The organism is Arenimonas sp. (genome assembly GCF_035721105.1).
In the GTDB taxonomy this organism is placed as follows: Bacteria; Pseudomonadota; Gammaproteobacteria; order Xanthomonadales; family Xanthomonadaceae; genus Arenimonas.
The window spans coordinates 1-19,447 of sequence record NZ_DASTNG010000083.1 but is presented as its reverse complement, the minus strand read 5'-3'; the positions used below and the strand labels follow the sequence as shown (position 1 = coordinate 19,447).

Genomic DNA, 19,447 nt, shown 5'->3' with positions numbered 1-19,447 from the left:
GTCGTAGAGCTGGATGACGCGGTTGAGGTTGACCGGGCCGTTGATGCGGTAGACCGCGTTCTCGCCCAGGCCGAAGTTGAGCAGCAGCGTCTTGACGATCGCCTTCGGGCAGCTCTCGGCGATCTCCAGCCGCACCGCCGGGCGGAAGCCGCGGCTGACCAGCTCGTTCTTGAGCGCGCTGGCGAGGTTCTCGACCTCCTCCTCGTCCACGAACAGCTCGGAGTTGCGGGTCACGCGGAACTGGTAGGCGCCCTTGACCTTCATGCCGGTGAACAGGTCGTCGACGAAGGCGGTGAGCACGGCCGAGAGCAGCACGAAGTCGTGCTGGCCGCCGGACACCTCGGGCGGCAGCTGGATGATGCGCGGCAGCGAGCGCGGCGCGCGCACGATGGCCATGCCGCCGCTGCGTCCGAACGCGTCCTTGCCCTCGAGCACCACCACCACGTTCAGCGACTTGTTGAGGATGCGCGGGAACGGATGCACCGGGTCGAGCCCCAGCGGCGACAGCACCGGCAGCAGTTCGTCCTGGAAGTACTTGTGCAGCCACTTCTTCTGGCGCGCGTTCCAGGACGAGTGCGCCAGGATGCGGATGCCGGCGGCGTTGAGCTCGGGACGCAGGGTGTCGTTCCAGTAGCGGTACTGTTCCTCGACCAGGCTGGCGGCCTTGTCGTGGATCAGCTCCAGCGCCTGGTTCGGGGCGATGCCGTCGGGCGGCAGCGGGCCGCCGAACTGCTGCGCCGTGCGCACGGTGGCGGCGCGGATCTCGAAGAACTCGTCGAGGTTGGTGCAGCTGATGCACAGGTACTTCAGCCGCTCCAGCAGGGGCACCGCCGGGTCCTGCGCCTGCGCCAGCACCCGGAAGTTGAACTCCAGCTGCGACAGCTCGCGGTTGAGGTAGAGCCCGGGGGCGTGCAGGTCGATCGGTTCGGGCAAGTCAGGGCTCATGGTGGCTCGGAGGCGGGAACGGCGGCGTGCGATGACGGGAGGCCTAGCTTACGCCGGAAGGCCGGCCGGCAGGCCGTCAGGCGCCGGGCTGGGCGTCGCGGGCCCGCACCCGCGCCGGCCCGAACACGCAGGCGAAGGTGCTGCCGCGGCCGACCTCGCTGTCGATCTCCAGCCAGCCCTGGTGCAGGCTCAGCACGTGCTTGACGATCGACAGGCCCAGGCCGGTGCCGCCGGATTCGCGCGAGCGGCTGGTCGAGACGCGGTAGAAGCGCTCGGTGATCCGCGGCAGGTGCTGGGCCGGGATGCCCTGGCCGGTGTCCTGCACCGACAGCTTCACGCCGCGGTCGGGGGTGCGTTCGAAGCGGATGCGGATCTGGCCGTCGGTGGGCGTGTAGCGCACGGCGTTGCTGACCAGGTTCGAGAAGGCGCTGTGCAGCTCCTTCACCGAGCCGGTGAGGTCGCAGCCGGCGGTGTCGTCCACGGTGATGCGGTGGCGGCCCTGGCTCAGGGCCTCGGCCTCGCGGCGCAGGGTGACCAGCATCGGCGCCATCGCCAGCGGCTCCTCGGGCAGGTGTTCCTGCGCTTCAAGCCGCGACAGGGTCAGCAGGTCCTCGACCAGCTGGGTCATGCGCTGCGACTGCCGGCGCATCTCCTCGACCATGACCGCGAGATCCGGGTGTTCCTCGGGTTCGATCATGTCCAGGTAGCCGTGCACCACCGTGAGCGGCGTGCGCAGCTCGTGCGAGACGTTGGCGACGAAGTCGCGGCGCACCTGCTCGAGCCGCATCAGCTTGGTGACGTCGCGCACGACCACCAGCCACTGGGTCGCGGAGTAGGGGATCAGGCGCAGGCTGATGCGCACCATCGGGTCGGCCGGGCTGGCCAGGTCCAGCAGCGGTTCGTCGGTCTGGCCGGCGGCCAGCCACTCGCGCACGCGCGGCTGGTCCGGGAAGCACTCGAGCAGCGGGGTGTCCAGGCTCTGCGGGTAGTGCAGGCCCAGCAGCCGGCGCGCGGTCTTGTTGAACCAGACCAGGCGGCCGTCGCGGCGCTGGATCACCAGCGCGCCGTCCGGCATCGCGGTCGCGGCATGGCGGTAGGCGCGCAGCAGGCGCACCAGGCGCCGGCCACGGTTGCGGTTCTCGGTCTGGCGGCGGTGGATCAGGGTTTCCAGCGCGGCCCACAGGCCCTGGCCATCGACGGTGCGCAGCTGCTTGCGCCAGTCCAGGAAGCGCAGCACCCGGTACAGGCGCCAGTAGGCGCGCGCCGCCAGCGCGGCGGTGGCCAGGCCCAGCGCCCACCAGGGCTGGCCCAGCGCCAGGCCGATGCCGAGGGCGAAGGCGTAGAACAGCAGCAGCCGGATCAGGGACTGGCGCCAGGCCAGCCGCAGCAGCATCGATACGCTCATGTCCGGCGGTCGCCCATCCTCAGGCCGCCGCCGCGGAGAAGCGGTAGCCGGAGCCGCGGACGGTCTGCACCATGTCGTCGAGCCGGTAGGGCTCGAGCGCCTTGCGCAGGCGGCGGATGTGCACGTCCACGGTGCGCTCCTCGACGTAGACGTTGCCGCCCCAGACGTGGTCGAGCAGCTGGGTGCGCGAGTAGACGCGCTCGGCGTGGGTCATGAAGAAGTGCAGCAGCCGGTATTCGGTCGGACCCACGTGCACGGGTTGGTCGCCGGCGAACACCCGGTGGGCGGCGCCGTCGATGCGCAGGCCGCCGACGGTCACGGAACCGTCATCTTCGTCTTCGCGCGAACGGCGCATCACGGCGCGGATCCGGGCCAGCAGTTCGCGGGCCGAAAAGGGCTTGACGACGTAGTCGTCGACCCCCGATTCCAGGCCGCTGACCCGGTCGTTCTCCTCGCCGCGGGCGGTGAGCATGATGATCGGGACGTCGCGGGTGAGCTCGTCCTTGCGCCAGCGCCGGGCCAGCTCCAGGCCGCTGGCGCCGGGCAGCATCCAGTCGAGCAGGATCAGGTCGGGCACCTTCTCGGCGATGGCGTGCTGGGCCTCGCGGGCGTCGCCGGCATGCACGGGGTCGTAGTCGCCCTTGCGCAGGGCGTAGGCCACCATCTCGCGGATGGCGGGTTCATCGTCGACGATCAGGATGCGTTTCTGCACGAGGGGTACCGTGTCACCGGGTGGGCCGTGGTGCAAGTAGATAAAACTTTTGTGACCAGCCGGTGACAGGCCGGCGGGCGGCCTACTGGCGGTCCGGGCGCTGCTGCTCGGGGCGGATGCCCTGCCGCTCCATTTCCAGCACCACCGGGGTGATGGCCGCCATCCGGGCCTCGATGCGGGCGCGCTGGTAGTAGTCCAGGTCGTCCCGGCGCTTGAGTGCGTCGAGCTGGTTCAGGGCGTCCACGGCCCGGCCGTTGAGGTAGGCGGTTTCGGCGTAGGCCTCGCCGGCCCGGATGGTGTCGCCGGCCAGCTCGCTGGCGCGGGCGAAGGTGCGCTGGAACAGCGGGTCGTCGCCGCTGCTGGCCATCAGCGGCCGCAGCACGGCCTGGGCGCGGCGTCCGGACGCCGCCGTGGCCTGCTTGCCCAGCGCCTCGGCATAGGCCAGGCGCACGGCCCGGTTGTCGGGATGGCGGCTGACCAGGATCTCGAAGCGCTCGGCCGCCAGGGCGTGGCGGCCCCCGACCGAGGCGGCCTCGGCCTGGGCCAGCTCCAGCCAGAGCTGGCCGGGGTGGCGCTTGAGCAGGGCCTCGAGGGTGGCCTCGGCTTCCGCCGGGTAGCCGCCGCGCAGCTGCGCCAGGGCCAGGCCGTAGCGTTCCGCATCAGTGGCCTGGGCGCCCGGGGCGGCGGCCAGGGCGCGGTATTCGCGCAGGGCGGCGGCCGGGTTGTCGGCGCTGAAGACGCGCAGGCGCTCGCGTGCCCACGGGAAGGCATCGCTGCCGCCGCGCAGGGCGGCGTCGCCGAGGCTGAAGCCCTCCGGCAGCAGCAGGCTGCTGCGACCCGGCGCGCGCACGGGCGCCGCCGCCGGCTTCTCGCCCAGGGCGCGGGCGCGCTGGCGGGTTTCACTGATGCGGGTGGTGGTGACCGGGTGGCTGCGCAGGTATTCGGGCAGCTGGTAGCCGCCGCTGTTGCCGCGGTTGCTGCGCTGCATGCGCTCGAAGAAGTCGGCCATGCCGTCCGGGGCGTAGCCGGCGCGGGCGAGGGTCTGGATGCCCACGCGGTCGGCCTCGGACTCGTTCGAGCGGGTGTAGTCGATCTGGCGCTGCTGCATCAGGGCCATGGCGCCGGTGATGGCCGCCGCGGTGGCGTCGCCGGACTGGCTGCCGCCGCTGGCGCGCGCGGTGTCCGAGCCGGCCGCCTGGGACAGCGCGATCGCGCCCAGCATGGCCAGCAGGATCGGCACCTGGTCCTTCTGGGCGCGTTCGACCGCGCGCAGCACGTGGCGCTGGGTAACGTGGGCGATCTCGTGCGACAGCACGCCGGCGACCTCGTCCTCGGTCTCGGCGGTGACGACCAGGCCGGCGTTCACGCCGATGTAGCCGCCCAGGGTGGCGAAGGCGTTGATCTGCCGGTCGCGCATCATGAAGAAGGTGAAGGGCTGGCGCGGCGTGTCGCTGGCCGCGGCCAGCCGGTAGCCCATGGACTGCAGCCAGCCATCGATCAGCGGATCGTCGAGCACCAGGCCCAGGCGGCGCAGCTCGTAAAGGGTGTAGGCGCCGTAGCGCGCCTCCAGGCCGGGGTCGATGACTTCGCCGGCGGACGAGCCGATGTCCGGCAGCGCGGTGTTCTGGGCGCGGGCGCTGCAGGCCAGGGACAGGGCCAGGCTGAGGGCGGCGACGGGGAGCAGGATGCGCACGGCGACTCCGGGAAAGCGATGCCCGAGGATACCGGTTGGCCCGGGCGCGGGGCGTGAATCGGGAGTTAACGCGCCGGGACGGGCTTCAGCGTTGCGGGGCGCAGGCTGGCAAAGCCGGCCCGCGGCCCCCAAACTTGCCGGGTCAACGGAGGACCGACGTGCCCAACATCACGATGTACACCACCGCGATCTGCCCCTATTGCGTGGCCGCCAAGAACTTCCTGAAGTCGCGCGGCGCCACCTGGGAGGAAGTCCGCATCGACCTCGACCCGGCCGCCCGCGAGAAGATGATGTCGCTCGCGCGCCGCACCTCGGTGCCGCAGATCTTCATCGGCGATACCCATGTCGGCGGCTACGACGACCTGGTGGCGCTGGACCGCGCCGGTGGCCTCAAGCCGCTGCTGGAGGCGCAGGCATGAGCGACGCCGAGAAGGACCGCGTCAAGGAATTCACCGAATTCCGCCAGCGCATGAACGAGCGCATCCTGGGCCAGGACAACCAGGTCGTGCGGCGCTTCTTCGCGCTCGACACCCAGACCTACAAGGCCGGGAAACTCGACCTCAAGACCAAGGAGCTGATGGGCCTGGTGGCGTCGATGGTGCTGCGCTGCGACGACTGCATCAGCTACCACATCGCCCAGTGCAAGGAAGCCGGGGTCGACCGCGACGAACTGTTCGAGGCCTTCAGCGTCGCGCTGGTGGTGGGCGGTTCGATCGTGATCCCGCACCTGCGCCGGGGCGTGGATTTCCTCGACCAGCTCGAGGGGCAGGGCGTGCATGCGCCGGCGGCGCCCGATCACGAGCACTGAAAAGCCCCGGGCCTGAAGGCCCTCCGGCAGGCGCCTGCGCTTGACCCCAGGCGCGCTTCCAGGCCCGGACCGCCCCCTGCGACCAAGGTCCAGTGGGCGAGGGGTCAGCTTGTTCTGGCATAATACGGCGCCTTCGGGGGCCGTCCGGCCGCCCGTACCTCTTGGAAGAACAAGCACTTATGACCCAGACGATCGCGGTGATCCGTGGCGACGGCATCGGCCCGGAAATCATGGACGCCACCCTGCAGGTGCTCGACGCGCTCAAGGTCGGCCTGACCTATGACTTCGTCGACGCCGGCCTGAGCGCCTACGAGAAGCAGGGCGAACTGCTGCCCGCCGCCACCCTCGACGCCATCCACCGCCACCGCGTGGCCCTGAAGTCGCCGCTGACCACGCCGGTCGGCGAAGGCTTCAGCTCGATCAACGTCGAGCTGCGCAAGCGCTTCGACCTGTACGCGAACGTGCGCCCGGCGATCAGCTTCCCGAACACCAAGTCGCGCTACGAGAACATCGACCTGATCACGGTGCGCGAGAACACCGAGGGCGCCTACATTGGCGAGGGCCAGAACCTCACCGCCGACGGCGAGACCGCCACGCTGACCCAGCGCGTCACCCGCCGCGGCTCCGAGCGCATCGTCCGCTACGCCTTCGACATGGCCCGCCGCATCGGCCGCAAGAAGGTCACCGTGGTGCACAAGGCCAACATCCTCAAGTCGACCTCGGGCCTGTTCCTGAAGGTCGCGCGCCAGGTCGCCACCGAGTACCCGGACATCCAGTGCAACGAGATGATCGTGGACAACACCTGCATGCAGCTGGTGATGCGCCCCGAGCAGTTCGACGTGATCGTGACCACCAACCTGTTCGGCGACATCATCTCCGACCTCTGCGCCGGCCTGGTCGGCGGCCTGGGCCTGGCCCCGGGCGCCAACATCGGCACCGAGGCGGCGATCTTCGAGGCCGTGCACGGCTCGGCGCCGGACATCGCCGGCAAGGGCATCGCCAACCCGGTGGCCCTGCTGCTGGCCGCGGTGCAGATGCTCGAACACCTGGGCAAGGTGGCCGAGGCCGGCCGCCTGCGCCAGGCGATCATCGACACCATGAACGCCAAGGACAACCTCACGCCCGACCTCGGCGGCACCGGCACCACGCAGTCGTTCGCGGCGGCCATCGCGGCGCGCGCCGCCGGCTGAGGCATCGCCGACGGCGGAACGAAGAAGGGCGCCCCGGGGCGCCCTTTTTTTCGCCGGTGATTGGGACTTGCCCGGGCCGGTGCGCCGCCGGCTGGCCAGCGCTCAGTCGCTGCGCTGGCCGCCCGCCTCGACCGGCGTGCGGGCGAGGCGCTGCGCCAGGGCCGACAGCACCGCGCCGTACGTTTTCGTCTCGTCCAACAGGGCCTCGTGGCCCGCGTCGTCGAGCAGGAGGCAGGCGCGCCGGGTGCGCCAGGAATACCTTTAGGCGCGCGTCCCGGGTCCGGGGGTGACCGGCGCGGGGTGCGTCATGGGCGCTCCCAGCGGTGCCCGCCATCCAGGCAGGCCCCGGCGCGTTCGAAGGCGCGTGCCACCGTGACCGTCATCGGCCCGGCGCCGTGTCGTGAGGGGGTGGCTCCGACGAGGGCAGCGGCGGGGGCGGCGGTGGGTCACTGCAGGCGGCGGCCGGCCCGCTGAACAGGAATGCCGCCGCCAGCCCCCGGGCCATCAGCCGCCGCATCTCAGCGCACCACGACCGTCGTGGCCTTGTTGGCGACCAGGTAGGGCTTGAGGTCTTCCACCTGGCGCAGCTTGCCGATCGCGCGCTGGGCGAACTTGGCGGTGGTGATGCGTACGTGGCAGTTCTGGAATTCCCGCTCGGGGTCCTTGCCGCGCGAGCTGTAGACCACGCGGCCGTCGCGGTCCCAGCCCAACACGAGGCGCTCCTGCAGGTGGCTGGTGCGGTAGATCCAGCCTTTCTGGATGTCGGATTCGGCCATGGCCATGCGGGGGCTCCGGGAGGGTTCGTGCGGGGCGATAAGGGAAGCCGCGAGCGGCCGGGGACGCACCAAGGATAACCGGGGTGGCGGCCCCGGTCCGCGCCGACGGCCCCGGCATCCCGCGCAGGCGAATTTTTCGCAGCGGCATAACGAGGCCCGGCTACACTCCGGGCGTCGGGGAGGCGGAGCGCGAAGCATGGCGAACAGACTTCACGGGCGCAGTCGCGGGCGGCGTGTTTTCGTTGGCCTGGCCGCCGGCGTGGCGCTGCTGGCGCTGGCGGTATGGCTTGCCTTCCAGCTCAGTCCCTGGCCCTCGGTGCTGCTGGTGCGGCACGCATTTGGCCAGGGCAGCGAGCAGGCGTCGGCGGCGCTGGAGAAGCACGTCCCCGCCGGGGTGAGGGAATGGCGCGACCTGCGCTACGACCCGGCCGATCCCGACGGCTTCATTGATGTCTACGCGCCGGCCGATGCGCGCGGGCCGCTGCCTACGGTGCTGTGGATCCACGGCGGGGCCTTCATTTCCGGCGACAAGGCGGACGTCGCCAACTACGCCCGGATACTGGCGGCGCAAGGCTTCGTCGTGGCCAGCGTGCAGTACACGCTGGCGCCGGAGGCGCGGTACCCCACGCCGCTGCGGCAGGTAAACCGCGCGCTGGGCTGGCTGGCCGGCGCGCCCGACGGGCTTCCGGTGGATCCGTCGCGGCTGGTGCTGGCGGGCGACTCGGCCGGTGCCCAGCTCGCGGCGCAGCTGGCGGCGGCGCTGTCGGAGCCCGGCTACGCGAAGCGCATCGGCCTGGTGCCCTCGCTGCCGCCCGGCCAGCTGGCGGGGACGCTGCTGTTCTGCGGGCCGTTCGATGCGCGGTTGGTGGCCGGCGAGGGGGCTTTCGGCGATTTCCTGGCCACGGTGTTCTGGTCCTATTTCGGCGAGCGCAATTTCGCCAGGGTGCCGGCGGCGGCCGAGTTCTCGGTGCCTGCGCACGTCACGCCGGCCTTCCCGCCCAGCTTCATCTCGGCCGGCAACGCCGACCCGCTGCTGCCGCACTCCGAGGCGCTGGCCGCGGCGCTCGCGCAGCAGGGCGTCCGCGTCGACACGCTGTTCTTCCCCGCGGACCACTCGCCGGCGCTCGGCCATGAGTACCAGTTCGACCTCGATGGCGAGGCGGGGCGCGAGGCGCTGGCGCGCAGCGTGGCCTTCCTGCGCTCGCTGGGCGCGGGCGACGCCGCCGCGCCGCCGGCGATTAGTTCGCCGGAAGCCAGCCCAGCGTCGGCGCGTGCAGGCTCTGGACGTAGCGGCGCGCCGGCGTCTCGGTGACGGCGGTGGTTTCCGGGTAGGCGCCGGACGGGTCCTGCAGGTCGGCGAGGATCGCGCCGGATTCGTCGAAGGCGATCACATGGCCATAGGCCGGCGGCACCGGCCAGAGCGCGCGCGGCAGGCGCAAGGTGAGCTGGCGCAGGAAGGGATGCGGCGCCATCGCATCGACCGCGGCGCTGCGCGGCTTGGTGAAGCCGAGCCAGATGCGTCCGTCGAGGCCGTGCACCAGGTTGTCCGGGTAGCCGGGCAGGTTGTCCAGCAGCACGCGCGCCTGCGGCGAGGGCTGACCCACGTCCACCGCATTCGCCGCGGCATCGATGCGCCAGACCCGGTAGCGCCCGGTTTCGACCACCAGCAGCGCGCGTTCGTCGGCGGTCAGCACCAGGCCGTTGGCGAAGCTCAGTCCCTGGGCCACCAGGCGGACCGTGCGCCGCGACGGGTCGTACTCGAACACCCGGCCCGTGGCCGACTGCTCGAGGATGTCGAGCACGCTGGCCTCGAAGGTCCCGCCGCGGGCGGCCGGACCGAACCGTTGGGAGGCATCGGTGAAGAAGATGCGGCCGTCGCGGGCGATGGCCACGGCGTCGGCGTAGCGGATCGGCTGGCCTTCGAAGACATTGAGCAGGACCCGCGTTTCGCCCGCAGGCGAGATCGCCAGCAGGCCCCGGTAGGCGTCGGCGGCGATGAGTTGGCCACCGGCGTCGAAGGCGAAGCCCAGCACCCGGCCACCGGTATCGGCGAACACTTCGCGGTCGCTGCCGTCGGGCGCGAAGCGCAGGATCCGGCCGCTGGCGACGGCCGCGTACAGCCGGCCGTCCGGCCCGAGGGCGACGTGTTCCGGCCCGCTGTCGCCGCCCAGGTCGATGTGCCGCAGGTTCGCCAGCCGCTGGTTGGGACGATGCGGGCCGGCGTAGCCGGGGGCCTCGGGCGCCTGCCAGGCAACGGGCGCCACGGGCACCGGCCAGGCCGCGAAGTAGGCCAGCGTGAGAACGGCGGCCACGCTGGCAAGTTTGCGGCGGTGGCGCGCCGCGGGCGGTGGCGTGCGCGTCATGGCCGGCGGTCCCGGAGCGCGATGGGCGGGGCTCAGTCGCCGGTTTCGGCTTCCGCTGCGGACCCGGCTTCGGTCTCGGCCGCATCGGCGGCCGGCGGCGCCGGCGGCACGTAGATCGCGACGGCGGTGGCCTGCTTCTGCGTGGTGGGAATGCCGATGCCGACGCCGACCGCGCTGTTGCCGCCGTAGCGGCTGCCGCCCACCGACATGCCGACCGGCGAGCGCGAATTGCCGCGGCCCAGGATCAGCAGGCCGTTCGCGCCCAGCGCCGCGGCCTCGGCGCGCAGGCGATCCATCACGGCGGCGTCCTGGCCCTTGGTGCCGAAGCCAATGGCGCTGGACGCATCGATCTCGGCGATGTCGATCGCGCCCGGCGGCGGCGCGCGGTAGATGCGCACTTCGGACGGATCGATCGGGGCGCGGGCTTCGCCGAGCATCAGTTTGTCGGTGCTGGCGCAGCCGGCGAGCATCGCGGCCACCAGCAGGGCGAGGGGAAGCATCCTGGACATCGTTGACTCCTGAAGGTTCGAGTGGCGATCCCGGCGTCAGGGGGAAGGGGTGATCTCGATGCTGGCGTAGGTATCGCTGGCACCGCGGGCGACACGGCAGCTTACCGCGACATCCCGGCCGCCGGCGCGCAGCTTGCCTTCGACGTGAAGGTTCCTGCCGCGGGAGAAATGCGAGGCCGTCCACTGGTAGACGTCTTCGCCCTGGCCGACGAAATAGGCCTCGGCCTGGTTCCGGCACCAGGGCACCAGCTCGCTGGCGTTGCGAAAGAGGATCTCGTGCGGATGCTCGTGGGCGGGCAGGACGTCCTGGGCGGCCAGCGGCGTGGCCGCGAGCAGCGCGGGCAAGAGCAGGGCGGGGGACATGGCGGCTCCGGTCGGCGGTGGGCTCGGGCCAGTCTGGCCTCGTCCGGCTGGCGGGCGGATGAACGGCCCTTCAGTCGATCCGGTCCGGCGCCAGGCCGCCGGGCCAGCCGCGCGGCAGGTAGTGGGCGACGTCCGCCATCAACAGCATCGGCCGGTCCTCCGGCGTGTCGCCGTAGGCGTGGACGCGATCGAAGGCCGACGGGTCGGTCTGCGCGCGGATGCGCAGCACCTTTTCCTCGAGCACGCACTGCGGGCCCAGGTAGCGCCCGGTCAGCCGGCCTGCGCTGGCCTCGAGGCGGGAGCCGAGGGCGAGTACGCCTTCCGACGCGGCCCAGGGCTGCACCAGGGCTTCGAAATTGCCCGAGACCACCAGCACGGTGTCGCCGCGGTCGCGATGGGCGCGCAGTCGGGCCAGGGCTTCCGGGCGCAGCCGGCCGGGCAGTTCCCGGGTCGCCCAGGCGCGGGCGGCGGCAGCGAACCCGGCTTCGTCCAGGCCCGCCAGCGCGCGGCGCACGACCTCGGCGCGGATGCGAAGGCCGCTGACCAGGCCGAGCCGGTAACCGGCTACCCAGGGCGCCAGCGCCCAGCGGCCCCGGCGCTGGCGCGCGGGCGGCGCCACGCTGCGCACGAAGGGCGGGAAGGTCTCGCCCGCGGTCAGCGTGCCGTCGAAGTCGAACAGGGCAAGGTCAGGCATGCCGCGCCGGGCTCAGGACGTCGCGAACCGCGCGAGGTCGCGGATGCGCTGCACCTGCGCGGGCAGCGGCAGCCGGGCTTCGGCCAGCCGCAGCGCGTCGCGCGCCTGGTGTCGCGCGCAGCGCGCCAGCGACTCATCCCCGAACGAGGCGATCGCCGCCAGGGCCTTGAACAGCCGGCACATCACTTCGATCGAGCCGGCACCGTCGCGGACGATGGCGGTGAAGGCGTCCTCGACCAGGGCTTCGGCCGATATCTCCGGCACCTGCACCCGCGGGTAGCGCGGCACCGCGGTCGGCGACGCGGGCAGCGTCCGGCACCACAGGTCGAACACGCGCACCAGGCGACCGATGACGTCGATGGCCGTGCCGGGATCGTTCACCGCCGGCGACAGCGCCCGGCCCGCGATTTCGGACAGCACCACCAGGCCGAAGCGCGGGTCGCCGCCGAACTGGCGCGCGCGATCGAGGTGGAAGGCGTGGCGCAGCCGGGCCGGCACGCCGGGGTCCAGGTCGGTCGGTCCCGCCTGCACCCGCAGCAGCACGTCGCCCGTGGCCACGAAGCAGCCGGGCACCGCCACCACTTCCAGCAGCAGGCCGTGCGCTTCGGCGCAGTCATCCAGCGTGGCCAGGTCGACGCGGCAAACGTAGCCGACGTCGTTGGCGCTGACCTCGCTGGCATGGTCGGCCAGGCCGGTCACGGGCGCGCCGCCGAGGCGCGGGTCCTGCCGCCGCTCGCGGATGGCCGCCAGGGCGGCTTCCTCGGCCCGGTCGACGGTGTTCGACAGCCGGCCCAGGCGCGCGATGCGATCAACCCAGCGCACGAAGGTCAGGATCACCAGCGCGAACACGGCCACGGTTTCCAGGAACAGGGCGAACCGGCCGACGGTGCCGAAGCTGCCGTTCTGCAGCGCCACCAGCCCGACCACGCCGAAGATGAAGGCGGCGACGAACATCGAGTAGGCGTTCTGGGAAACGTCGTCCTCGAGCACCAGCGGGAACGAGCGCGGCGAGGCGGTGTTGCTGGCCGAGGCGTAGGCCGCGACCATGGCGCCCGCCGCGAAGATGGCGATCACCAGCATGCTCGAGGCCATGATCGAGAGCAGGGATTCGATCGATTCGGCCGAGACCTCGGGCGGATCCTCGAGCCGCCAGCTGCCGTCGAGCGCGGCCGCCAGCGCGACCGCGACGATCGACAGCAGGCAGGCCGCGAGCGGCCTGGCCCACAAGCGCTGGCGCAGCGACTGCGCCAGGGTCATGAGCCGGTGCGACATGGCCTCAGTCGCGCGACTGCAGCTTGGACAGCAGGCGCAGGATCTCGAGGTAGAGCCAGACCAGGGTGACGGTGAGGCCGAAGGCGCCGTACCACTCCATGTACTTCGGCGCGCCGGCCTCCACGCCCGACTCGATGAAGTCGAAGTCCAGCACCAGGTTCAGCGCGGCGATCACGACCACGAAGCCGCTGAAGGCGATGCCCATCGCGCTCGATTCGTGGATGAAGCCGATGCCGTCCATGCCGAAAAGGCGCATGCCCATGTTCACCAGGTACAGCAGGGCGATGCCGCCGGTGGCCGCGACCACGCCAAGCTTGAAGTTCTCGGTGGCCTTGATCAGGCCGGAGCGGTAGGCCAGCAGCAGCGAAGCCAGCACGCCCATGGTCAGCATCACCGCCTGCATGACGATGCCGGGGAAGCGCGCTTCGAACATGGCCGAGACGCCGCCGACGAACAGGCCCTCGAGCGCGGCGTAAAGCGGCGCGGTGACCGGGGCCCAGGTCTTCTTGAAAACCGTGGTGATCCCAACGATCAGGCCGCCTACGCCGCCGACCAGCAGGAAGGGCACGACCGCGCCCGGGTTCTCGGGGCTGTAGAAGCTCCAGGCGAAGGTGGCGGTGGCCACCAGCAACAGCAGCATGAAGCCGGTCTTGTTGACGGTGCCGTTGAGTGTCATCGCACCGCTGGCGGCGCCGTCGGAGACCAGCTGGCCGCTGGCGACGTCGAGGAAGGTGTTCTGGTTCAGGGCGGGATTGCCGCTGCGCATGCCTGGCTCCGGAGCGTGAAGGGACTGCCGGGATGCTAGCCGAGCGGCGCGAACGGCGCCACCGCGGGCGGAGCGGTCTCAGGGCGCGATGTCGCCCCGCAGGCGCCAGAAATGCTGCAGCACCGCCACGCTGGAGTGGCCCGGCCGGTAGGCGTGCCGCAGGGCGCCGTGGACGTAGTCGGTGGCGTCGGCGCAGGCCTCGCGCAGGGACAGCCCCAGGGCCAGGTTGGCGGCGATGGCCGAGGCCAGGGTGCAGCCGGTGCCGTGGCCCTCCAGCGCCAGCCGCGGATTGACGAAGACCGCGCGGGCGTGGCCGTGGCCGAACCGGTCGGTCATCTCGCCGTCGCCCGGCAGGTGGCCGCCCTTGAGCAGCACGGCGCTGGCGCCTTCGGCCAGCATCTGCGCCAGCGCGGCCTCGGCCTCGGCGTCGGTCTCGATCCGGCGGCCCAGCAGCAGCTCGGCCTCGGGGATGTTCGGCGTCACCACGGTGGCCAGCGGCAGCAGCCGCGTGCGCAGGGCGTCGAGCGCGTCGTCGGCCAGCAGCTTGGCGCCGGAGGTGGCGACCATCACCGGGTCGAGCACGACGTGCGCCGGGCGGTGCGCTTCGAGGGCGTCGGCGACGCCGTGGATGATTTCGGTGCTGGCAAGCATGCCCAGCTTCACCGCGGCGATGTGGAAGTCGGCGAAGCAGGCGTCGATCTGCGCGCGCAGGAAGTCCGGCGGCGGCACGTGCACGGCGGTGACGGCGCGGGTGTGCTGCGCGGTCAGCGCGGCGATGGCGCTCAGGCCGTGCAGCCCGTGCGCGGCGAAGGTCTTGAGGTCGGCCTGGATGCCGGCCCCGCCGCCGCTGTCGGAGCCGGCTATCGTCAGTACGGAGATCGGGCGCAGGTTGGGCATGGTGGGTTTTGTGGGGCTTTTTAAAAGTTAACGCGGATCAAAGCGGAAACCGCCGATAAAAGCGGATTTTTCATTCAAGAAGCAGGGACGCCGCCCAAGTTATACCGCGCGGCACCCCTTCGAATCCCAAAGCGCTCTATCCGCCTTTATCGGCGGTTTCCGCTCTGATCCGCGTTCAATTTAACGTGCTTCCATGCAGCGTATGACAGCCCGGTCACGCCTGTCAGCACGGCGGGGAAATAGAGGGCGCGGTAGTCGACGGCGTGGAAGGCCAGGGCGCCGAGGATGCCGCCGGCGAGGAAGCTGGTGATGATGACCAGGCACAGCCACAGGCGGCGGCGGGCGACGGGCAGGCCGCGGAGGGCGTGGCCGAGGGTGATGCCCAGGTCGGTGAACATGCCGCTGACGTGCGAGGTGCGGATGATGGCGCCGCTGTAGGTGGTGGCCATGGCGTTCTGCAGGCCGATCGCCACCGCGGCCAGCACCGGGCCGGCGAAGCTGCCGCGGGTGAAGAGCGGCACGGCCAAGGCCAGCAGCACGGCCTCGATCGCCAGCGCCACGCCATAGCGACGGCCCAGGCGCAGCACGCTGTCCTGCACCAGCAGGCCGCTCAGCGTGGCGCCGCCGACGAAGGCCAACAGCATCGCCGCCAGCTGCCCGGCGGCGTGCAGGTCGCCGCCGGCCAGCGCCGAACCCAGCAGGGTGGTGGTGCCGGTGAGGTGGGTGATGGCCTGGTGCTCGAAGCCCAGGTAGCCGACCACGTTCACCATGCCGGCGACCAGGGCCAGGGCGGAGGCCCCGACCCAGACCCAGGTCGCCAGCCGCTCGGCCATGGCCCTAGAGCACTTCCGACGCGTAGTCGGCCAGGCGCGAACGCTCGCCGCGACGCAGGGTGATGTGCGCGCTGTGGGCCCAGTTCTTGAAGCGGTCCACCGCGTAGGTCAGGCCCGAGGTGGTCTCGGTGAGGTAGGGCGTGTCGATCTGCTCGACGTTGCCCATGCAGATGATCTTGGTGCCCGGGCCGGCGCGGGTGATCAGGGTCTTCATCTGCTTGGGCGTGAGGTTCTGCGCCTCGTCCACGATCACCCAGCGGTTGAGGAAGGTGCGGCCGCGCATGAAGTTCATCGAGCGGATCTTGATGCGGCTGGCGAGCAGTTCGTTGGTGGCGCCGCGGCCCCAGCTGCCGTGGTCCTCGGTGTGGGTCAGCACCTCCAGGTTGTCGGTGAGCGCGCCCATCCAGGGCGTCATCTTCTCTTCCTCGGTGCCGGGCAGGAAGCCGATGTCCTCGCCCACGCTGACCGTGGCGCGGGTCATGATGATCTCGCGGTAGCGCTGGATGTCCATCGTCTGGGTCAGGCCCGCGGCCAGGGCCAGCAGGGTCTTGCCGGTACCGGCGGTGCCGAGCAGGGTGACGAAGTCGATCTCCGGGTCCATCAGCGCGTTGAAGGCGAAGTTCTGCTCGCGGTTGCGGGCATTGATGCCCCAGACCTGGTGCTGCGGCGCCCGGAAGTCGTCGACGATCTGCAGCACCGCGCGCTCCTCGTCCAGGCGCGCCACCTTCATCTCCACGTCCTCGGTGCCCGGCATGTACAGGAACTGGTTCGGGTACCAGCCGTCGTCGTCGCGGCGGCGCACTTCGTAGAAGGTGCGGCCTTTCTCGGTCCAGCTGCGCAGGCTGCCCTCGTGCTGGTCCCAGAAGTCGGCCGGCAGCTCGGTGGCGCCGGTGAAGAGCAGGTTGAAGTCGTCGATCGCGCGATCGTTCTCGTAGTCCTCGGCCTTGACGTTGCAGATCGAGGCCTTGATGCGCAGGTTGATGTCCTTGGACACCAGCACCACCGGCACGCCGGGGTGGTCCTCGATCAGCTGCAGGATCGAGCCCAGGATCTGGTTGTCGGGCAGCACGGTGCCGAAGCGCTTGCCCACTTCCACCGGCTTGAGCTGGAACAGCAGGCGGCCGACGCTCTCGCTGGCGCGCAGCTGCAGGCCCTTGGGCTGCACCAGGCGCACGCCTTCGTCGATCCGGTTGCCGGTGCCGTGCGCCTCGATGATCTCGTTGAGGAAGCGGCTGACCTGGCGCGCGTTGCGGCTGGCCTCGCTGTGGCCTTTCTTGCCGTTGTCGAGTTCCTCCAGCACCATCATCGGGATGAAGACGTCGTGCTCCTCGAACTTGAACAGGGCGGTCGGGTCGTGCATCAGCACGTTGGTGTCCAGCACGTAGATACGCTTGCTTCTCGTCATGGGATTCTCATGTTGGGAAGGGACACGGATGCACGTCCATGTGCCATGCGACGCGCCGCCGTGGCTCGCGGGGCGAGACGGCGGGGCGGGTTTGCTCGGGGGTGGCTCACTTGGGCTTGCTGGCCTTCTTCAGGGCTTCGAGCACGGCCTCGGCATGGCCGGGGACCTTCACGCCGCGCCAGCTCTCGGCGATGCGGCCGTCGGGATCGATCAGGAAGGTGCTGCGCTCGATGCCCATCACCTTCTTGCCGTACATGTTTTTCTCCTTGATGACACCGAACGCGCGGCAGACCGCTTCGTCGGCGTCGGAGACCAGGTCGAAGGCAAACCCGTGCTTGGCGCAGAAGTTCTGGTGCGACTTGACCGAGTCGCGCGACAGGCCCAGCACCTCGGCCTTGAGCTTGCGGAACTTCGGGTACAGGGCGTTGAAGTCGATGCCCTCGGTGGTGCAGCCCGGGGTGTTGTCCTTCGGGTAGAAATAAAGCACCAGCCACTGGCCGCGGTAGTCGGCGAGATTGGCGTCGCCGCCTTTGCCGAGCGCGATGGGCAGGTCGATGATGCGATCGCCGTTGTTCACGCGTCCTACTCCGTGGTCAGAACTTCATGGGGTCCATGATGGCGTCGAGGTTCAGGTGGTCGCAGAACTCGAGGAAGTCGTCGCGCAGGGCGGCGATGTGCATGTTCGAGGGAATGCCGATGGTGACCTGGGCCGAGAACATGTCGGCGCCGGTCTGCATCGCCCGGTAGCGCGAGCTGTGCAGGCTTTCGATGGTGATGCCCTGGCGGTCGAAGAAGTCGGCCAGCTGGAACAGGATGCCGGGCTTGTCGGCCGCCACCACCTCGACGATGTAGGGCAGCAGGTTCGACTGCAGGGCCTTGGGGCCGGTGCGGTACCAGACCAGCTTGTAGCCTTCCTCGCGCTCGAGCCGGGTGAGCATGGCCTCGAGCTTGGCCACCGCGTCCCAGGAGCCCACGGCCAGGGCCGTGACCGAGACGTCGCGGCCGACGGTGGACAGGCGGGCATCGACCATGTTGCAGCCGCTGTCGGAAATGCGCCGGGTGACCGCCAACAGGGGAGACTGCGGATGCGTGGTGTAGGCGCTGATCAGCAGGTGGTTCTCGTTGGCAGCGGGGCGTGCGGCAGGGTCGGTCAATGCGGTGTTCCGTGGCGGCGCGGATGAACCCGCGCGTAAGTGTCCCGGCCAGCATACTTGCCGCCGCTTTGAAGCCGCAAGTAACATCGGACCACCCTCCCGCAAGGCCGTCCCTTTGCACCTTTCCGGCAGCATCACCGCCCTGGCCACGCCGTTCACGGCGGCCGGCGACCTCGACCTCGACGCCTGGGCCCGCCTGCTGGACGCCCAGCGCGACGGCGGCAGCCACGGCGTCGTCGTCGCGGGCTCCACCGGCGAAGCCGCCGCGCTCACCGACGATGAATACATGACGCTGCTGCGCACCGCAGTCGCGCGCGTCGGCGGCCGGATGAAGGTGCTGGCCGGCACCGGCCAGTCCAACACCGCCAAGACCATCGCCCAGACCCGCCTGGCGCGCGACGGCGGTGCCGACGCGGCCCTGGTGGTCACGCCGCCGTACGTGCGTCCGACCCAGGACGGCCTGGTCGCTCATTACGAAGCGGTGGCCGCCCAGGGCGGGCTGCCGGTGGTGCTCTACAACGTGCCGGGCCGCACCGGCTGCGACCTGCTGCCGGAGACGGTGGCCAGGCTGTGCCGCCACCCCGGGATCATCGGCCTGAAGGAAGCGCGCGGCGACGAGGCGCGCTGGAACGCGCTCTATCCGCTGGCCGGCGACGATTTCGCCCTGCTCAGCGGCGACGATCCCACCTTCGTCCGCGCCATGCTGGGCGGGGCCGCGGGCGTTGTTTCGGTCGCCTCGAACGTGCTGCCGCGCGCCTTCGCCCGGCTTTGCGCGCTGGCTGCGGCCGGCGAGGCCGACGCCGCCCGTGCGCTCGATGCCCGCCTGCAGCCGGTCTATGACTTCACCGGCATCGAATCCAACCCGATCCCGGTCAAGGCCCTGCTGGCCCGGCAGGGCATCGGGCACGGCCTGCGCCTGCCGCTGCTGCCGCTGTCGGCGCCGCACGCCGCCCTGGCCGACCAGATGGCCGCGCTTTGCCGCCAGGTCGAGCAGGAACTGGCCTGAACCGCTTACCATTGGCGCCTGCCGCAGCCTGTCCGCAGCGCCCTCCAGGAGATCCCGAATGACCGTGTCCCCGCTTTCCCTTCGCCCGCTGCTGTTCGGCGCCCTGGCCGTGGCCCTGGTTTCCCAGTCCGGCTGTGCCTGGACCCGCGGCAAGCTGGGCATGGACGTCGAGTACCAGGAAAGCCGGCAGGGCGAGCCGCTGGAGGTCCCGGCGGGCCTGGACACGCCGCCCCTGGGCGCGGCCGTGGTGGTGCCCGACGCCACCAGCAACGCGCCCCTGGTCACCTCCGACGTGCCGCCGAGCAGCCTGGGGGGCGCGGCGCCCGCGGCCGACGACCTGCCGCCGACCGGCGTCGCCGGCATCGGTGAGTTCGCCGTGGCCGGCGGGGCCGACGACACCTGGCGCCGCATCGGCGAGGCGCTGCCGGCCATTGCCGGCGTCACCGTCGGCGACCGGGCCAAGCTGCTCAATAGCTATGAAGTGACCTATCGCCGCACGACCTTCCTGCTGCGTGCGGAAGCGACGGCGGACGGTTCGCGCGTCGTGGCGCTGGGCGCCAACGGCCAGCCCGTCACCACCGGCGCGCCGGCCGAGCTGCTGGCCCTGCTGCGCGACCAGCTCGCCCGCTGACTGCGCCACGAAAATGGGGTCAGCG

The 19,447-nt window shown here is 71.0% G+C and carries 21 protein-coding genes and 1 pseudogene; 6 read left to right on the top strand and 16 right to left on the bottom strand.

Going from position 1 to position 19,447, the window contains the following annotated elements:
• From VFQ84_RS13380 to VFQ84_RS13365, 4 genes and pseudogenes are all read right to left on the bottom strand, one after another.
• Positions 1-945 (bottom strand): annotated as a pseudogene (locus VFQ84_RS13380) (RNA degradosome polyphosphate kinase); the annotation flags it as partial.
• Between the two features lie 76 nt (positions 946-1,021).
• Positions 1,022-2,350, bottom strand: a complete 1,329-nt coding sequence (gene phoR / locus VFQ84_RS13375; RefSeq protein WP_414637056.1) for a phosphate regulon sensor histidine kinase PhoR — start codon at positions 2,348-2,350, stop codon at positions 1,022-1,024.
• 19 nt (positions 2,351-2,369) lie between these two features.
• Entirely contained in the window at positions 2,370-3,062 is a 693-nt protein-coding gene (phoB, locus tag VFQ84_RS13370) for a phosphate regulon transcriptional regulator PhoB (RefSeq protein WP_325132130.1), read from the bottom strand.
• An 82-nt stretch (positions 3,063-3,144) separates the two neighbouring features.
• On the bottom strand, positions 3,145-4,755 hold the full coding sequence (locus VFQ84_RS13365; RefSeq protein WP_325132129.1) for a M48 family metalloprotease: 1,611 nt from the start codon (positions 4,753-4,755) through the stop codon (positions 3,145-3,147).
• Positions 4,756-4,928: 173 nt separating this feature from the next.
• Between VFQ84_RS13365 and grxC the strand changes: the two genes are divergently transcribed.
• The 3 genes from grxC (at position 4,929) to VFQ84_RS13350 (ending at position 6,753) form a co-directional block, all read left to right on the top strand.
• A complete protein-coding gene (grxC, locus tag VFQ84_RS13360; protein ID WP_325132131.1) occupies positions 4,929-5,174 on the top strand; it encodes a glutaredoxin 3 in 246 nt (81 codons plus the stop codon).
• A complete protein-coding gene (locus VFQ84_RS13355) occupies positions 5,171-5,563 on the top strand; it encodes a carboxymuconolactone decarboxylase family protein (RefSeq protein WP_325132128.1) in 393 nt (130 codons plus the stop codon). Before grxC ends, VFQ84_RS13355 begins: the two co-directional genes overlap by 4 nt.
• Before the next feature lie 179 nt (positions 5,564-5,742).
• Positions 5,743-6,753 carry an isocitrate dehydrogenase gene (locus VFQ84_RS13350; protein WP_325132127.1) on the top strand — a complete coding sequence of 337 codons (1,011 nt, stop codon included), beginning with the start codon at positions 5,743-5,745 and terminating at the stop codon, positions 6,751-6,753.
• Between the two features lie 518 nt (positions 6,754-7,271).
• On the opposite strand, the gene VFQ84_RS13345 is transcribed toward VFQ84_RS13350, so the two are convergent.
• Complete coding sequence (locus tag VFQ84_RS13345; protein ID WP_034210612.1) at positions 7,272-7,535, bottom strand: hypothetical protein; 264 nt, start codon at positions 7,533-7,535, stop codon at positions 7,272-7,274.
• A 190-nt stretch (positions 7,536-7,725) separates the two neighbouring features.
• Here VFQ84_RS13345 and VFQ84_RS13340 point away from each other — a divergent pair, with 190 nt between their 5' ends.
• Positions 7,726-8,841, top strand: coding sequence for an alpha/beta hydrolase (locus VFQ84_RS13340; RefSeq protein WP_325132126.1), 1,116 nt, complete (start codon positions 7,726-7,728; stop codon positions 8,839-8,841).
• On the opposite strand, the gene VFQ84_RS13335 is transcribed toward VFQ84_RS13340, so the two are convergent.
• The 11 genes from VFQ84_RS13335 to VFQ84_RS13285 all read right to left on the bottom strand — a co-directional run bounded on the left by VFQ84_RS13335 (position 8,768) and on the right by VFQ84_RS13285 (position 17,785).
• A complete protein-coding gene (locus VFQ84_RS13335) occupies positions 8,768-9,892 on the bottom strand; it encodes an SMP-30/gluconolactonase/LRE family protein (protein ID WP_325132125.1) in 1,125 nt (374 codons plus the stop codon). The genes VFQ84_RS13340 and VFQ84_RS13335 overlap by 74 nt on opposite strands.
• A 32-nt stretch (positions 9,893-9,924) precedes the next feature.
• Complete coding sequence (locus VFQ84_RS13330; RefSeq protein ID WP_325132124.1) at positions 9,925-10,401, bottom strand: hypothetical protein; 477 nt, start codon at positions 10,399-10,401, stop codon at positions 9,925-9,927.
• 36 nt (positions 10,402-10,437) lie between these two features.
• Positions 10,438-10,764 carry a hypothetical protein gene (locus tag VFQ84_RS13325; RefSeq protein WP_325132123.1) on the bottom strand — a complete coding sequence of 109 codons (327 nt, stop codon included), beginning with the start codon at positions 10,762-10,764 and terminating at the stop codon, positions 10,438-10,440.
• 70 nt (positions 10,765-10,834) lie between these two features.
• Positions 10,835-11,458 (bottom strand): HAD family hydrolase, encoded by a 624-nt coding sequence (locus VFQ84_RS13320; RefSeq protein WP_325132122.1) that lies wholly within the window; start codon positions 11,456-11,458, stop codon positions 10,835-10,837.
• 12 nt (positions 11,459-11,470) lie between these two features.
• Positions 11,471-12,730 carry a DUF2254 domain-containing protein gene (locus VFQ84_RS13315; RefSeq protein WP_325132121.1) on the bottom strand — a complete coding sequence of 420 codons (1,260 nt, stop codon included), beginning with the start codon at positions 12,728-12,730 and terminating at the stop codon, positions 11,471-11,473.
• Positions 12,731-12,734: 4 nt separating this feature from the next.
• Complete coding sequence (locus VFQ84_RS13310; protein WP_325132120.1) at positions 12,735-13,496, bottom strand: Bax inhibitor-1/YccA family protein; 762 nt, start codon at positions 13,494-13,496, stop codon at positions 12,735-12,737.
• A 78-nt stretch (positions 13,497-13,574) separates the two neighbouring features.
• Entirely contained in the window at positions 13,575-14,393 is an 819-nt protein-coding gene (gene thiD, locus VFQ84_RS13305) for a bifunctional hydroxymethylpyrimidine kinase/phosphomethylpyrimidine kinase (protein WP_325132119.1), read from the bottom strand.
• A 146-nt stretch (positions 14,394-14,539) separates the two neighbouring features.
• Positions 14,540-15,226 (bottom strand): YoaK family protein, encoded by a 687-nt coding sequence (locus VFQ84_RS13300; RefSeq protein ID WP_325132118.1) that lies wholly within the window; start codon positions 15,224-15,226, stop codon positions 14,540-14,542.
• 4 nt (positions 15,227-15,230) lie between these two features.
• On the bottom strand, positions 15,231-16,631 hold the full coding sequence (locus VFQ84_RS13295; protein ID WP_325132117.1) for a PhoH family protein: 1,401 nt from the start codon (positions 16,629-16,631) through the stop codon (positions 15,231-15,233).
• A gap of 106 nt (positions 16,632-16,737) precedes the next feature.
• Complete coding sequence (locus VFQ84_RS13290) at positions 16,738-17,208, bottom strand: peroxiredoxin (protein WP_325132116.1); 471 nt, start codon at positions 17,206-17,208, stop codon at positions 16,738-16,740.
• 16 nt (positions 17,209-17,224) lie between these two features.
• Complete coding sequence (locus VFQ84_RS13285; RefSeq protein WP_034210629.1) at positions 17,225-17,785, bottom strand: glycine cleavage system protein R; 561 nt, start codon at positions 17,783-17,785, stop codon at positions 17,225-17,227.
• 115 nt (positions 17,786-17,900) lie between these two features.
• Here VFQ84_RS13285 and dapA point away from each other — a divergent pair, with 115 nt between their 5' ends.
• Positions 17,901-18,791 carry a 4-hydroxy-tetrahydrodipicolinate synthase gene (gene dapA, locus VFQ84_RS13280; protein ID WP_325132115.1) on the top strand — a complete coding sequence of 297 codons (891 nt, stop codon included), beginning with the start codon at positions 17,901-17,903 and terminating at the stop codon, positions 18,789-18,791.
• Positions 18,792-18,849: 58 nt separating this feature from the next.
• The gene (locus VFQ84_RS13275; protein WP_325132114.1) at positions 18,850-19,422 is read left to right on the top strand and encodes a hypothetical protein; all 573 of its coding nucleotides are present in this window, start codon (positions 18,850-18,852) and stop codon (positions 19,420-19,422) included.
• Positions 19,423-19,447 lie beyond the last annotated feature (25 nt).